The sequence below is a fragment of the Mariniplasma anaerobium genome, assembly GCF_016865445.1.
In the GTDB taxonomy this organism is placed as follows: Bacteria; Bacillota_I; Bacilli_A; order Acholeplasmatales; family Acholeplasmataceae; genus Mariniplasma; species Mariniplasma anaerobium.
Map to the genome: position 1 here is coordinate 413,588 of NZ_AP024412.1, position 16,215 is coordinate 429,802.

Annotated in this window: 14 protein-coding genes; 13 read left to right on the forward strand and 1 reads right to left on the reverse strand. The window is 30.0% G+C overall.

The genetic code is table 11. The annotated features are described in order from the left end of the window. Nucleotides 1-25: 25 nt before the first annotated feature. From ppdK to MPAN_RS02100, 8 genes are all read left to right on the forward strand, one after another. Nucleotides 26-2,650, forward strand: a complete 2,625-nt coding sequence (ppdK, locus tag MPAN_RS02065) for a pyruvate, phosphate dikinase (RefSeq protein ID WP_176240110.1) — start codon at nucleotides 26-28, stop codon at nucleotides 2,648-2,650. A 212-nt stretch (nucleotides 2,651-2,862) separates the two neighbouring features. Then, nucleotides 2,863-3,360: a PH domain-containing protein gene (locus MPAN_RS02070; protein ID WP_176240111.1), complete on the forward strand. Its 498-nt coding sequence runs from the start codon at nucleotides 2,863-2,865 to the stop codon at nucleotides 3,358-3,360. Further along, a complete protein-coding gene (locus MPAN_RS02075; RefSeq protein ID WP_176240112.1) occupies nucleotides 3,350-4,831 on the forward strand; it encodes a PH domain-containing protein in 1,482 nt (493 codons plus the stop codon). The genes MPAN_RS02070 and MPAN_RS02075 overlap by 11 nt, the downstream gene beginning before the upstream one ends. A 262-nt stretch (nucleotides 4,832-5,093) precedes the next feature. After that, nucleotides 5,094-5,936 (forward strand): FTR1 family iron permease, encoded by an 843-nt coding sequence (locus MPAN_RS02080; protein ID WP_176240113.1) that lies wholly within the window; start codon nucleotides 5,094-5,096, stop codon nucleotides 5,934-5,936. 152 nt (nucleotides 5,937-6,088) lie between these two features. Then, entirely contained in the window at nucleotides 6,089-7,792 is a 1,704-nt protein-coding gene (locus tag MPAN_RS02085; protein ID WP_176240114.1) for a Na/Pi cotransporter family protein, read from the forward strand. Between the two features lie 20 nt (nucleotides 7,793-7,812). Further along, nucleotides 7,813-9,768 carry an excinuclease ABC subunit UvrB gene (gene uvrB, locus MPAN_RS02090; RefSeq protein ID WP_176240115.1) on the forward strand — a complete coding sequence of 652 codons (1,956 nt, stop codon included), beginning with the start codon at nucleotides 7,813-7,815 and terminating at the stop codon, nucleotides 9,766-9,768. Between the two features lies 1 nt (nucleotide 9,769). After that, nucleotides 9,770-10,399 carry a GDSL-type esterase/lipase family protein gene (locus MPAN_RS02095; RefSeq protein ID WP_176240116.1) on the forward strand — a complete coding sequence of 210 codons (630 nt, stop codon included), beginning with the start codon at nucleotides 9,770-9,772 and terminating at the stop codon, nucleotides 10,397-10,399. Between the two features lie 113 nt (nucleotides 10,400-10,512). Further along, a complete protein-coding gene (locus tag MPAN_RS02100) occupies nucleotides 10,513-11,775 on the forward strand; it encodes a tetratricopeptide repeat protein (protein WP_176240117.1) in 1,263 nt (420 codons plus the stop codon). 76 nt (nucleotides 11,776-11,851) lie between these two features. On the opposite strand, the gene pepT is transcribed toward MPAN_RS02100, so the two are convergent. After that, nucleotides 11,852-13,063 (reverse strand): peptidase T, encoded by a 1,212-nt coding sequence (pepT, locus tag MPAN_RS02105; protein WP_176240118.1) that lies wholly within the window; start codon nucleotides 13,061-13,063, stop codon nucleotides 11,852-11,854. Nucleotides 13,064-13,352: 289 nt separating this feature from the next. Between pepT and MPAN_RS02110 the strand changes: the two genes are divergently transcribed. From MPAN_RS02110 to MPAN_RS02125, 5 genes are all read left to right on the forward strand, one after another. Then, the gene (locus MPAN_RS02110) at nucleotides 13,353-14,528 is read left to right on the forward strand and encodes an IS110 family RNA-guided transposase (protein WP_176239381.1); all 1,176 of its coding nucleotides are present in this window, start codon (nucleotides 13,353-13,355) and stop codon (nucleotides 14,526-14,528) included. Between the two features lie 296 nt (nucleotides 14,529-14,824). Beyond that, nucleotides 14,825-15,178, forward strand: a complete 354-nt coding sequence (locus MPAN_RS02115) for a hypothetical protein (RefSeq protein ID WP_176239958.1) — start codon at nucleotides 14,825-14,827, stop codon at nucleotides 15,176-15,178. 13 nt (nucleotides 15,179-15,191) lie between these two features. After that, a complete protein-coding gene (locus MPAN_RS02120) occupies nucleotides 15,192-15,611 on the forward strand; it encodes a DUF2089 domain-containing protein (protein ID WP_231756800.1) in 420 nt (139 codons plus the stop codon). A gap of 10 nt (nucleotides 15,612-15,621) precedes the next feature. After that, a complete protein-coding gene (locus MPAN_RS09020; RefSeq protein ID WP_267910370.1) occupies nucleotides 15,622-15,747 on the forward strand; it encodes a hypothetical protein in 126 nt (41 codons plus the stop codon). A gap of 32 nt (nucleotides 15,748-15,779) precedes the next feature. Beyond that, complete coding sequence (locus MPAN_RS02125) at nucleotides 15,780-16,169, forward strand: SHOCT-like domain-containing protein (RefSeq protein ID WP_176239959.1); 390 nt, start codon at nucleotides 15,780-15,782, stop codon at nucleotides 16,167-16,169. Nucleotides 16,170-16,215: the final 46 nt, after the last annotated feature.

Below are 16,215 nucleotides of genomic sequence, written 5' to 3' on the forward strand. Positions count from 1 at the left end.
ATAAAAGATAGAAAGGAAATTATAAATGACAAAATTTGTTTACTTATTTAAAGAAGGAAATCAAACAATGAAAAACCTTCTTGGTGGTAAAGGTGCCAATTTAGCTGAAATGAGCAAAATCGGTATGCCAGTTCCACAAGGTTTTACAGTAACAACCGAAGCATGTAATGATTATTATGCTAGAGGTAAGAAGATTGCACCTGAGATTATAGAGCAAATCGAAAAAGCTCTTGCAGCAACTGAAAAGTTAGAAGGAAAGAAATTCGGAGATGCTAACGATCCATTCTTAGTATCTGTTCGTTCAGGAGCTAGAGCATCAATGCCAGGTATGATGGATACAATTTTAAACTTAGGTTTAAATGATGAATCTGTTAAGGGATTAGCTAAGCTTACAGGTAACACACGTTTTGCATATGATTCTTATAGACGTTTTATCCAAATGTTTTCTGACGTTGTTATGGAAATAGACAAGGAAAAATACGAAGAATTATTAGCAGAAATGAAAGAAAGAAAAGGCGCAGAATTTGATACAGATTTAGGAGATCAAGATCTTGTAGATTTAGTTGGAGAATTTAAAGCTTTATATTTAAAATTAAAAGGGGAAGAATTTCCTCAAGATCCTAAAGAACAATTAATTGAAGCAATTACTGCTGTATTTAGATCATGGGATAACCCAAGAGCAAATACATATCGTAGATTAAACCACATTCCTTACGAATGGGGAACTGCTGTAAATGTTCAAGCAATGGTTTTTGGTAACATGGGAGACACTTCTGGTACAGGCGTTGCCTTTACAAGAAATCCATCTGATGGTACTAAAGTATTATATGGTGAATATTTATTTAATGCACAAGGTGAAGATGTTGTTGCGGGTATCCGTACTCCAAAACCTATTAGTGAATTACAAAAAGATAATGAAGGCATCTACAATCAATTCGTTGAAATTTCTAATAAATTAGAAGCTCATTATCGTGATATGCAAGATTTAGAATTTACCATTCAAAAAGGTAAATTATATATCCTTCAAACAAGAAATGGTAAAAGAACTGCACAAGCAGCTTTAAAAATTGCGATTGACCTTGTTAAAGAAGGCGTATTAACTGAAAAAGAAGCTTTATTAAAAGTAGAACCAAGTCAATTGGATTCTCTACTTCATCCACAATTTAATCCTGCATCATTAGGAAAAGCTAAATTGATTGCTACTGGATTAAATGCATCTCCAGGTGCAGCTACAGGACGTGTTGCATTTTCTGCAGATCGCGCTAAAGAGTTAAAGGAAATGGATGGTCTTCCTGTTATTTTAGTAAGACAAGAAACATCTCCTGAAGATATCGAAGGTATGATCGTTGCATCAGGTATTCTAACATCTCGTGGAGGAATGACTTCACATGCTGCAGTTGTTGCTCGTGGTATGGGTAGATGTTGTGTTGCAGGTGCAGGTTCAGTTCGTGTATCTGAAGCTAAGAAAATATTTGAAGTAAATGGCGAAACTTATAAAGAAGGCGACTGGATTTCTCTAGACGGCTCAACTGGTAAGATTTATGGTGAAAAAGTAGAAACTATGGATGCAACTGTATCTGGTGACTTCGAAACACTTATGTCATGGGCTGATAAATTTGCTAGTTTAGAAGTTCGTACTAATGCTGATAATCCAAGAGATGCTAAAGTAGCATTCGATTTTGGAGCTAAAGGTATTGGTCTATGTAGAACAGAACATATGTTCTTTGAAGCAGATAGAATTTCTTCAGTAAGAGAAATGATCGTTGCTAAAAACGAAGAAGAACGTAAAGCAGCATTAGCTAAATTATTACCAATGCAAAGAGAAGACTTTATTGGTCTATATAAAGAAATGCAAGGATTCCCAGTAACTATTCGTTACTTAGATCCACCACTTCATGAATTCCTTCCAACTGAAGCAGATGATATTAAAGCATTAGCTAAAGATATGGGAATTACAGAAAAAGAATTAAATGCAACTATTAACGACTTACACGAAACTAACCCTATGTTAGGTCACCGTGGCGTTCGTTTAAGTGTTACATATCCTGAAATTGCTGAAATGCAAACACGTGCAGTGATTGAAGCAGCAATTGAAGTTAATAAATCTGGTATGTCAGTTAAACCAGAAATCATGATTCCACTTGTAGGAGAACTTAAAGAACTTAAATATATTAAAGATGTAGTTGTAAAAACTGCAAATCAAATTATTAAAGATGCTAAAGTTGATCTTAAATATTCAGTAGGTACTATGATTGAAGTTCCAAGAGCTGCATTATTAGCAGATGAAATTGCTCAAGAAGCAGAATTCTTCAGCTTTGGTACAAATGACTTAACACAAATGACATTTGGATTTAGCCGCGATGATGCTGGTAAATTCTTAAAAGATTATTATGACAAGAAAATCTTTGTTAACGACCCATTTGCTCACGTAGATCAAAAAGGTGTTGGTAAACTTATGAAGATGGCATCTGAACTAGGTAAACAAACTAGACCTGATATTAAATTAGGTATCTGTGGTGAACACGGTGGAGATCCACTTTCAATCGAATTCTGTCATGCAATTGGCTTAACTTACGTTTCATGTTCTCCATTTAGAGTTCCAATCGCAAGATTAGCTGCAGCACATGCAAACATTAAAAATCCTAGATAAATATTGATTTTAAATAAGAATTATATAAAAAGTTGCTTTCCTTTATAGGAAGCAACTTTTTCTTTTGGAACACAGGTCATCAGTATTGAAGAAGAGCGTGCAGAGTAGTGCTAGAGTTGGACGAATATAAGAGAAACTATCTATTAAAAAACGAATTGACAAAATAATAAATAGGTGCTAATATTATACACAAATGACTAGGGGGATTTTATATGTTAAATAAATTAGATAAAAAAGTAAACACATATGTTTTAGTAGTTAGAACCATAGGGTCTTTAATCGTATATATAGGTTTTATTTTTGTTATTTTTTATCCTAAAGAAAATTTTGGGCCAGATATTGTAAAGCCAATACTCATTGGATTTCTTTCAATAAGTACTATACTACTTTTAATATTTAATTTTGTTTTACCTTTCTTTATCTATTCATTATGTGGATACCAAGTTCAAGAAGAGTATGTTCTTATTCAAAAAGGAGTACTTTTTAGAAATACAGATTATATTCCACTAAAACGTATACAACATATAGAAAGACTGCAAGGTCCTATTCAAACATTGTTTAAACAGTCTACTATAATCATACATACAGCCGGATCACATGATATTATCATTGGATTACCACAAGATATAGCGAACGATGTTATTCATCAAATTAGAGAAAAACTACAAGAATATTTAGATTCAGGAGAGGCAAAAACAGATGAATCCTAAATATCATATAGCTAGAAGAAAGTATATAATAGATATTTTAAAAGCATTTGGTTTATCGTTTTTCATTGCAATTACAGCGCTTTCTGTATTATTCGAAGATGAAAACCAGACAGTTAATGAATTAACAACTAAAGAGTCTCTTATTATTTTGGGTATATTTTTATTAACTTTTATCATTCAATTAGTTTTATATTGGATGATTTTAAATAGACATTTGTTTTCAGACCAAGATGAATCATTCTTGATAGAAAAAGGATTAATATATAGAAAGAAAATAGATATCCCTTATGAAAATATCCATTCTATTTCTATTAAACGTAGTTTTCTAAATATTATTTTAGGTGTATCAAGATTGCAACTAGATACTGGAAGCACAGCAGCTATCATGCCCGAAGCATCTATTACAGTTGATAAGAAGTACGCGCCTGCTGTTAAAGAGTTTATAGAAAAAAGAAAAACTCAAGAAGGTTTAACGTTGCCTTCTCCGATTGATTATAATAAAGTAATGGACATAGAAGAAGATGTATACTATCAAGCTAAATGGTATGAACTCATATATATGGGTCTTTTAAAGCCAGGATTTTTAGTGTTTTCATTAGTATCAATATTTATTTCATTTGGATTTTTCCCACTCCTTGATCAAATTGATACAGAGTCTAGTGATTCATTTGCTTTGTTAGTCGTAATTATTGTTGCTTTAATTATGATAATTACTGGTGCAATTTTCTTAATGTTATTTAATCTTATTAAATACTATAAATACCAATTAATTATTGAAGAAAAAACTATTACTTACAAATATGGGTTATTGAATAAAGTAGAGTTTAAAATACATAAAAATCGTATCAATGCATATCATATCACACAATCTCTTTTGTATAGAGTTTTTCATTTCTATGAATTAACAGTCTCTGTTATTGGTATTGGTGGTCAAACAAATGATGAAGGTAAAGCTAAAATTGAGAGTAAATCATTACTCCCTATTACAAGACTCCAATTATTAAGTAGTGCTTTAGAAGATATTGGGCTCATACAAGAAACTAGTATGCCATATAAACCCAATAAGTATAAATATCTAAATTTCATCATACTTCCAATGAGTATCTTAACTATCTTTACAGCTATACCGTATATTTTATTTGGTATTGATTTGAAAAACTTTGTTTTTCCAATTTTAGTCAATGCGTTATTTTATATTGTTTGTTTTGTTGGGTTATACTTGAGGTTAAAACACCATGAAATATATATGACTAAGAATATACTTAGTTTTCAAAGAGGTGCTTTTACAATTAAGAAATCTTATATTCAAAAAGTAAAAATACAAAAAATAACATATAGGAAAAATCCAGTTTTACAAATAGAAAAAATAGGAGATATTATTGTCCGTTATAAAGATTTATTAGGTATAGTACGGATGAGAAGTTATGAGCCTGAAATCTTTGATTTATTAGTAAAATCAATTAAACAGTAAGAAAAATACCAATTAAAGAAAATTAATTTTGAGTAAGGGCATAAATTTTTTATCAAACTATAATTACAAAATAAATGAATGGTTGTTTCCTTTGGAAGCAACCATTTTTTTATTTATTATAAAAAACAGGCTAGATTATAAGCAACTAAAAAATAGAGATAACGGCTAATTAGAAACGTAATTAGAATGTTAATCAATATAATTGATATGCACTTCTTTTTTTGTTATAGTTAAATGAACATTGATAAAAAGGAGAAAAAATATGTTTTCTATAGAGATTTTACCAGGATTCATAATGGGTATAAGAGAAGGCTTAGAAGCATTTCTGATAATTTCTATTATGTTAGAATATTTAAATAAAACTAAAAGACAAAAAGATAAGAAGTTTGTTTTTCAAGGACTTGCTTATGGAATTATAATTTCTATTGTATTTGGGGTACTGTTATTTGGGATATCTAACTTAATAGGAGAAGGCAATACTAACATTGTTAAACTTTGGGAATTTGGAGCTTCTTTCTTTGCTTTAATGTTAATTACTACATTTGTTATTTATATGTTAAAAAATAGAAGTAGTATAGTAAATGAAATAAATGATAAGATGAGTATTAGCCTATCAAAAAAAGCAATCATTCTATTAGCTACAGTCATGGTTGCTAGAGAAGGTGCTGAAATTGTTTTATTCACTATGGCTTCTGTAGAAAAAACTTCATATGCTATAGGTGCATTAAGTGGTATAGCAATGTCTTCAATATTGGTGTATTTATTTTATAAATCATTAATAAAAGTAAATCTAAAGACAATATTCAACATTACAATGATTTATCTTATATTGCAAGCTGGATTTATGTTAGGTTATAGTTTTCACGAATTATTTTCTTATTTCAAAGCTGAATCAATCATAGAATCTGGACATTGGATATATACTAAAGCATATGATTTATCAGCAACATTCTTAAATCATAAGAATCAACCTGTAGGTATTGCGTTATATGCTACAATTGGTTGGTATAGTCATCCAGAAATTTTTCAATTTTTTATACAATATGCATATAGTTTCTCATTATTATTCCTATATATAAGATCGGCAAAAAAGAAAAATATATAAAAATCTTCTACTTATTTAATCATTGATATTTTATAAATTTTAAATAAAGTCCTTATTTTAAAAAAAGTAAGGACTTTTTTTAAAAAACGTTCGCAATTTTGGTCAATATAAAGTAAAATAATAATGGTTGAAAATTTTTAGGAGGACATTTAATGATATATGCTAGCATAAATTACGGAGATAGTTTGATGTTTGTTTTCGGTGGATTAGCACTCTTTATATTTGGTATAAACTTAATGAGTGAATCACTTAAATCCGCAGCGGGAAATAAATTAAAAGCAATCATAGAAAAAACAACGAACACACCACTAAAAGGTATATTTGTAGGTATCATCCTAACTATACTTATCCAATCATCATCTGGTACAACAGCGTTAATGATTGGATTATTAAGAGCAGGCTTAATGACATTACCGCAAAGTGTTGGTATCATTATGGGTGCAAACATAGGAACAACTGTAACAGCATTTATTATTGGGTTACCTATTGCTGATTATGGACTAGCGTTTTTATTTGTTGGTGTCATCATGAGTTTTATGAAAAACAGAAAAGTACATCATTTCGGTGGTGTTTTAATTGGACTTGGTATGCTATTTGTTGGGCTGAACACAATGAGCGATGGATTAAAGCCATTAGCACAAACCCAACAAGCTGAAAATATGTTTAATATATTTTCAGACAATTGGCTTTTAGGTACGCTTTTTGGTACATTCTTTACAGCCGTTGTTCAATCTTCATCTGCTGCAATAGGTATTTTAGAAAAACTTTATGCATTAAATGCAGAAGGTATTACATCAGTTTCACTTAATGGCGCAATTCCTATTTTATTAGGCGCTAATATTGGAACAACAATTACAGCATTTCTTGCTTCAATTGGTGGTAATATTGAATCAAAGAGAGCATCTTTTATTCATATCTTATTTAATGTGATTTCAGCTGTAGTATTCTTAGTGATTTTAATTCCTTACGAAAGATTTATGGCATGGTTTGAATTAAGATTTTTAAAACCATATTCAATGCTAACGATAGCATTTGCACATTTAATTCAAAATACAATTATGACAGTAGGTTTATTCTTCTTTATTAATAAGATGATTTGGCTAAGTAAGAAAGTCATTAAAGATCAATCTATACAAGTCATTCCTGATGATATGTTTGATGAAAAATTAATTGAAGAATCTCCAGTTTTAGCATTAGAATTTGTTCGAAAAGGTATTTTATATATGGGCTCAATTGTTAAAGAATATTTATCTTTAACATATGCATATAGCTTAAAGGAAAATAAAGATTCTGTAAATGAAGCATTTACTTTTGAAATGATGCTAGACACATACGATCAAAAACTGCATGACTACCTTATTAAGATTTCACAGGCAGGACTTGATAAAAATAACTCTAAAAAACTTTCAAGAGACTTAGATACAATTAAAGACTTTGAAAGAATCGGAGATCATTTAACTAATATCGTTGAATTCTTTATTGCAAGATATAAAGACTCACAAGAATTAACTGAAGATGCTCAAAAAGAAATGATAGAAATATTTAATGTTTTAGTTTCAATGCTTGATGATGCACTTGATAGTTTTTCAACAGGTGATATTGAAGTTGCTAAACGTGTTGTTAAAAATGAAGATGTTGTTGATGAATTAGAAGAAGTCTTTAGATATAGATATATGGAAAGATTAAAGAGTGGTCAAATCAAATTCAATGGTGCTGAAACGTATGTTGATATATTATCTAATTTAGAAAGAATTGCAGATCATCTAATGAATATAGCTAGTGCAGTTATTGAACCTATGTATGTACCTCAATCTATATTAGTTCCAAAGCCACATGAGATAGATAAAGATATTTAAAACAGGGAAGAAGTGATCCAATGTTTGATTTAAAGGCTCCCTTTAAACCAAAAGGAGATCAAATTAGTGCGATCGAGACATTAAAAAATAATATCGATCAAAACATTAAAGAACAAGTCTTACTAGGAGCTACAGGAACTGGTAAAACTTTTACAATGGCAAATATTATACAAAAACTACAAAAAAAGACTTTGATACTCGCACCTAATAAAACCTTAGCAGGTCAATTATATGGCGAGTTAAAAGCCTTTTTTCCTCATAACAAAGTAGAATACTTTATTTCATATTATGATTACTATCAACCAGAAGCTTATGTTGTTTCTACAGATACATATATTGAAAAAGATTCATCAATTAATGATGAAATCGATGAAATGAGACATAGCGCAACTGCATCACTTTTAAATCATGATGATGTGATTGTTGTGGCATCTGTTTCATGTATTTATGGTATAGGTGATCCTGAAACATATAAGAATTCTATGATTTTTCTTAGAGTTGGAGAAAGTTTTGGTAGGGATCATTTTATTAATAAACTTGTAGAATTAACTTATCAAAGAAATGATATTGATTTTCATAGGGGCACATTTAGAGTTAGGGGAGATTCTATCGAAATTATTCCTGTCTATGAAAGAGCTCAAGGTATAAGAGTTTCATTTTTTGGAGATGAAATTGAAGATATTAAACACTTTGACGTCTTAACAGGTCAAGCATTAGAAAATCTTGAATACACATCGATTTTTCCTGCGACGCATTTTATGACCAATAAAGATAGTTTAGATGAATCTATTAGACGAATAAAAAATGAGCTTGCTGAACAAATTGCTTATTTTAAAGATAATAATATGTTGTTAGAAGCTCAACGCATTGAACAACGTACACGATATGATATGGAAATGCTTGAAGAAATAGGAATGTGTAGTGGTGTAGAAAACTATTCAAGACACATGACATTAAGAGAAGCTGGAGAAACACCAGCAACATTAATCGATTTTTTTGGTGATGACTTTTTAATGATTATTGATGAATCACATGTAACTATACCTCAAGTAGGTGGGATGTATGCAGGAGATCGATCAAGAAAAGAAACACTTATAAACTTCGGGTTTAGATTGCCTTCAGCTTTAGATAATAGACCTTTACAGTTTGCGGAATTCGAAAAAAAATTAGATAAAGTTATTTATTTATCTGCAACACCAGGTAAATATGAACTTGGAAGAGATATTCCTATTATTCAACAAATTATTAGACCAACATATTTGCTTGATCCAGATGTAGAAATAAGAAAAACAGCTGGACAAATGGATGATCTATTTTTTGAAATTAAAAAAAGAGTTGCGAATAACGAGCGTGTTTTAGTAACTACACTCACGATTCGCATGAGCGAAGATTTATCTGCATACTTTAAACAATTAGGATTAAAAGTTACATATCTTCATAGTAAAATAAAGTCTCTAGATCGCATAAAAATACTAAGAGAATTAAGAATGGGTAAATATGATTGCTTAATTGGGATTAATTTACTTAGAGAAGGTCTAGATTTACCTGAAGTATCGCTTGTAGCCATACTAGACGCCAATAAACAAGGCTTTTTAAGAAGCGAGCGGTCATTAATCCAAACTATAGGTAGAGCAGCTAGAAACTTAAATGGGCATGTTATTATGTATGCTGATTCAATTTCACATGCAATGCAATTTGCGATTGATGAAACAAACAGAAGAAGAGCAATACAACTTGCATTTAATACTAAATATAATGTAGATCCTGTAAGTATCATCAAAGCTATTAGAGATAATATTTCTATGAAAGAAGATGTGCTTGAAGAAGAAAAAGATTATACGAAGATGAACAAAAAAGAAAAAGAAAAAACAATTAAGGATCTTCGTAAACAAATGCATGATGCAGCTAATAATCTTGATTTTGAAAAAGCTGCAGAATATAGAGATATTATATTTGAATTAGAAGTGGATAAATAAGATGAGAAAAGACTTTGATCAATTAAAAAAACTCATTGATTTAGATTATAAGCGACATGTTAAAAAATTTGACAATTTTGTAGCAAATAAACCTATTGTATTTTTAGGTGATTCTATGATGGCATATTTTCCAATCAAAGCATTTCAATTAGAAGATCAGATATATAATTTAGGTATTCCCGGAGATACAACACTAGGTGTTTTAAAAAGAATAGACCAAGTTGTACAACTTAAACCAAAAATAGTTGTTTTGCAAGTGGGTATTAATGATTTTGTTCTTACAAAGCTAAGCAAAGAGGAAACATTTGAAAATATATTAACCATAAGACATTACATATTAGAAAATTGTCCTAATAGTAAAGTTTATATCACATCATTGACACCAATCAATCAAAAGAATTTTAAAGATCAATTATATCTTTTAAATAGAAAGCCTAATGATGCAATTATATTAAACGATATGTTGAAAAAAGTAGTTGATGAACATGTATATGTTGATATCTATGACGATCTTGTTGATCAATTTGGTGATTTATCACTAGATTTAACTAAAGATGGCATTCATTTAAACCAAAAGGGATATGAAATCTATTTAAATAAATTAAAAGATATCATAGAGTTGTTATCCTAAAGCATATTTAAAGTATATACAAGAATTTTTTGTATATACTTTTTTATTTTTAACATTTCATTTTTAAGGACATATCACATGATTTATGTTAATATAATCATGGAGTTGATAACATGAACGCAAAAAATCATTACGAAAAAGCATTGTCTCATTATTTATTAAATACACCTAAAAAAAGTATAGAGTTGGCATTTGTTCATTTTGAACAAGCAGCAGACCAAGGTTATGCAGATGCTTACTATTTTTTAGGTAGATTCTATGGTCTAGGTGATGGTGTCTCACTAGATTTTGCTAAAGCTATAGAGCTTTATCAAAAAGGTGTCTCACTAGGTAGTCATAAATGTGGCTATGCATTAGGTATGTTATATTATACGGGCATTGGCGTAGACAAAGATGAAGATCTTGCAAAAGATTACTTCAAAAAAAATTATACAGTTTTATTAATGGAAGCTGAGCACAATGATCCAGTAAGTATGCATATTTTAGGAACATACTATTATTATGGATTTAGTGTGCAAAGATATATCTTTAAAGCAATCGAATGGTTCTTAAAATCAAGTGAAATAGGATATAGTGATTCACAATATATGCTAGGCATGATTTATGAAACAATTGGTGAAGATGAAAATCAGATAGAAAATGCAATCAAATATTATAAGTTAGCTGCAAAACAATCTCATCCATATGCACAATACGCACTAGGGGTTATTGCGTTAGAAGAAGAAAATTGGCATGAAGCAGAAAAACATTTAGAAAGTGCAGCTTATCAACAATATGCACTTGCTGCATATACATTAGGAAAATACTATCATGAGCATGATCCAAAACATCCTCTAAAAGCTTTTGAATGGTTTTTATTAGCTGCCAAGCAAGCACATGTAGAAGCTTGTTACTATGTAGGGCTTTACTATCAAAATGGTAAAGGAGTTAAACAAGATATTACACAAGCAGTTATATGGTATGAAAAAGCAGCACTACAAAAGGATAGAGACGCTTTATATCATCTAGCGATGATATTAATCAGACAACCAGAAAAAGATTATGAGACTGTTGCTAAGCTTTTAGAACAAGCAGCAGAAAAAGATCATCCAAATGCACAATACAATTTAGCAGTTATGTATCAAAAAGGTGATGGAGTAGTTCAAAACAGTCAAAAATCATTATTTTGGTATGAGAAAGCAGCAGGCCATAAACTACCTATCGCACAATATAACTTAGGTATGATTTATTTTGAAGGAAAACTTGTAGAAAAAGATGAATTAAAAGCAAAAGAATTATGGCAACAAGCAGCAGATCAAGGATTAGAAGTTGCTGTTAAGTTGATGTATTCCATCAATAATTATGAAAAACTTCAAAAAAGTGATTGGCAAGCATAACATTTAAATAAATAATAAAAAAAGGACTCATCTATAAAGATTAATTATCTTTGTTTAGATAGCCCTTTTTATTTTATTATTTTGCGTTTATTCGTATGATTTCTTTATAAATTTCAACAGCTTTTTCCATTTGGTTAATAGATGCGAACTCTAATCTACCATGGAAATGATAACCACCAGTTCCAAGATTAGGACAAATTAAACCATCATAGGTTAATCTAGCTCCATCTGTTCCGCCTCTGATAGGTTCTATTTTTGGCGCAACACCTTGGTTGATTGTAGCTTGTTTAGCAAGTTCAATCACATACATATGATCTTTAATAATGTCATACATATTATAATAACTATCTTTAATATCTACATCTACAACTTTATAACCATATTTATCATTTAAATACTTAGCAATCTTTAAGAATTCATCTTTTTGTTGTTTGAATAAATCTTTATCATGATTTCTTACGATGTATTGCACATGTGCGTGTTCTACTTGTCCTTTAATTTGTGTTAAATGATTAAAACCTTCATAGTTTTCAGTATATGCAGGATTTAAAAACACTGGAAGTAGTTGATGAAATTCCATAGCTAGATGAACTGCGTGGATTAATTTATTTTTAGCTGATCCCGGATGGATAGATTTACCAATGAAATCTAGTGTGACAGTTGCTGCATTAAAGTTTTCATATTCAATGCCTCCAACTTCGCTACCATCTGCAGTATATGCAAAATCAGCTTTGAAATAATCATGATCAAAACGGTTTGCGCCATTACCGATTTCTTCATCTGGAGTAAAACAAATATAAATATCCCCATGTTTTTCTTCTTTGTGAGAAGTATAATATTTTGCAAGTTCCATAATTTCAGCAACGCCGCATTTATCATCAGCACCTAGTAAAGTGTTTCCATCAGTGACAATGATATCTTGCCCGATAACTTTACTCAAACTAGGATATTGATTAGGATGCATAGAAATAGTATCATTTAACTTAATTGTAGTGCCATCATAATTTTTAATAATTCTTGGAGTTACATCCTTGCCTGGTGCATCAGGAGAAGTATCTACGTGAGCAATAAAGCCTATAGCTTTTTTACCTTCCGTATTTTTTTCTATTTTCGCATAAACATATCCATCTTTATCCAAAAATGCATCAAGTCCCATTGCTTTTAATTCCTCAACAAGTAATCTAGATAAGTCTTTTTGTTTTTCAGTTGAAGGAAATGATTCAGATTCATGATCTGATTGTGTATCAATTGCTACATATCTTAAAAATCTGTCTATTAGTGTATTCATATAAGTTTCCTAATATATATATGTAGTCCTAAATATATATTAGATTCTCCTTCTTTATAGTTTTTTGACGCGGACTACTTTATAATTGAATTAGATCATATCACAGACTAGTTTACTTCTTCCTTACAGCGCTTTTGCGACTGGTTTAGAAAGGATATAGCTGTGACTTTAATTAAATATGGTAATGAGTTGGATACAGCGCTTTATGCGACTGGTTATTTCTTATTAGGTTACATCGATTAAAGTTTACAGTCTTTGCACGTGATGATCAAAGAAAGGATTGATTTTTATGATTTACATAGGCATTGATGTCGCCTCAAACAAACATGACATCGTTATAACCAATAACCTCGGTGTCCTTTTTAAGAAACCTTTTAAAATTATAAATGATTTAGAAGGATATAAAAAACTCCTCAGTGAGATTAAGTTAGCTAAAGAGTTCTTTTGTGATCAAATAGTTCGTATAGGGCTTGAATCAACTGGGCATTATAGCAGAAACATCCTGCATTACCTCATCCGTGGCGGATATGATGTAATGTTCATTAATCCATTATTAACCAATATGGACCGTAAAGCATCTTCAGTTCGTAAAACGAAAACTGATTCTATTGATGCGAAGGCTATTTGTATGTTTCTTATTAGAAATCAAAATGATTTCAAACCCTATACACTTTCATCATATCACATTGATGAACTCAAAACACTAGTCAGATTAAGAAAATCCTTGAAAAAACAAATCAATAAGGATGTCAATCAACTACACGCATATATTGACCAAGCTTTTCCTGAATATAATAAAATTTTTAATAAACTTGTCAGTAAAACTTCATTAGCTGTTCTTGCACGTTATGCTTCTTTATCAGAATTAAAAAGGGTTAGACTAAATACGTTAATCGAATTAATTAAAACGGCGTCTAAGGGTCACCTTGGACTCATACAAGCTAAAGATCTTAAATCCTTGCCTCTGACCTCAATTGGTATGGATAGTCAAGCTTTATCCTTTTCAATCAAAGGTTCTATTGTGCGTATTAATTTACTAAACGATCAAGTCAGTTTAATTGAAGAAGAAATAAAACTTAATGTAGATATGACGAAGACGACCTTACTTTCTATTCCAGGAATCAGTTATACGACAGGTGGTATTATTTTAGCTGAAATCGGTGATATCAGCTTATTTAAATCCGCTGATGCATTACTTGCTTTTGCTGGTCTTGACCCTTCTGTTTATCAATCTGGTAAATTTGAAGGTAACTATAGGATTTCAAAACGTGGTTCTTCAATCTTTAGATGGGCTATGTTTCAATCTGCTCAAGCAATTGTTAAATTTGATCCTACCTTTAAAGCATACTACCTAAAAAAGAAAGCTCAAGGTAAGAAGCATCGTAATATCATTGGTCATGTCACTAAAAAACTGATGCGTGTTATATACTCTATTTTAAAAAATAATTCTACCTATATTAAATAGGTTCATTAGCCATATTTAGTTTCCAAAGAACTTGGTGTTTCATAGACATCCTTTTTTAGTTTGCCTTTATATCAAAACCATTATTTTTATTTTATACTTGACTTATTTAGAATAGTTGGCTTTCTATATATATAACTATTATAACGCAAAAAATTAAAAAAATTAAGTATGAAATTAATAAAATCAATATAAAAATTAATTTTATTAACTTTTTTTAAATAAAACACTTGACAAATGATATAAAGTTTAATATAATCAATGTGTAAGTTAAAAATATTAATTAAGGCGGTAAGAATATGACAAAATATGAAGTTCTTAATCAACTATCATCAAATGAGATTGATTATCAAAAAGCATATGAGATGTTATATCCAAAAATTAAAAAAAGAAAAGCAAGGAAAGCAAGATTTGTTAAATTAAAAATAAACATCCCAGATAGCAAAGGGGCAAGTGCATTTGTTAACACATTATTCTTGTTTCCAATTCCGATATCGTTCATTATGTTTTTCTTAAGAAAGAGACTCAATGAACATATTGATGAAAATATACCTATGTCGATAAAAGATTTTGTTGAAATGGGAGCTGTAAAAGGTGCATTTATAGAAGTAATAGCTAAAGATAATACTCATATATTAATAAAAACAATTTAAAAGGAGAAAAAGTATGAACCAAAGAAATAAAATGAATCCAGTAATCTCAGTTTGTCCAGTTTGTAAACATGATTTAAAGGTTACAAAATTATCGTGTGATCACTGTGATACAGTGATAGAAGGAAGTTTCACATTATCAAAGTTTAATTATCTTGAAACAGAAAAATTATACTTTATTGAAGTTTTTGTAAAAAACAGAGGGAATATAAAAGCTATTGAAAAAGAATTAAACATTAGTTATCCAACTGTTAAGAAAATGCTTGATGATGTTATTGTTGGACTTGGTTATACATTAGATAATGATCAAGATGAAAATCTATCAAGTAAAGAAGCTAATGAATCAAGAGAATCAAAAACAAGCATTTTACAAAAAATATCAAATAAAGAAATTTCTGTATTAGAGGCGGTTGAACTGTTGAAAAAAGGAAAGTAAGGTGAGTTTGATGAATCATTTATTCAATAAATCGAATGGATTAAATCATAAACAAAAACACATGTGTACATGCCTAACAACAGTGAATTATGTAAGATATTCAATCCAAGATATGAATAATCTTATGATGGATTAATTAAAATAAAAAAAACTATAGAGGTGAATAATATGTCAAAAGATCAAGTTAAAGAAGAAAGAATGAAAATATTAGAATTATTGTCAAAGGGAGTAATAACAGCAGATGAAGCAGAAAATCTTCTAGCAGCTCTAGGTCATAACGATCCAGAAGCAGGAGGAGAAATTGTTTTTGCTAATAAAAAGAAAGCTCCATTTAAGATGTTGAAGGTTTTAGTAGATTCAAACGATGGAGATAAAGTTAGAATTCAAATTCCTGTAGAATTTTCTAAACTATTAAAGACTAACAAATTCAAATCAAATATAGGAGATGTAGATATTGATATAGATGCAATCCTAGAAATGATCAGCCAAGGTGTTGATGGAGAATTAGTTAATATAGAATCTAGTGACGGCGATATCGTAAAGATTATCGTTGAATAATGAATAAAAATAACACTTTCCACGTAGTTGTATATAAAACTGCGTG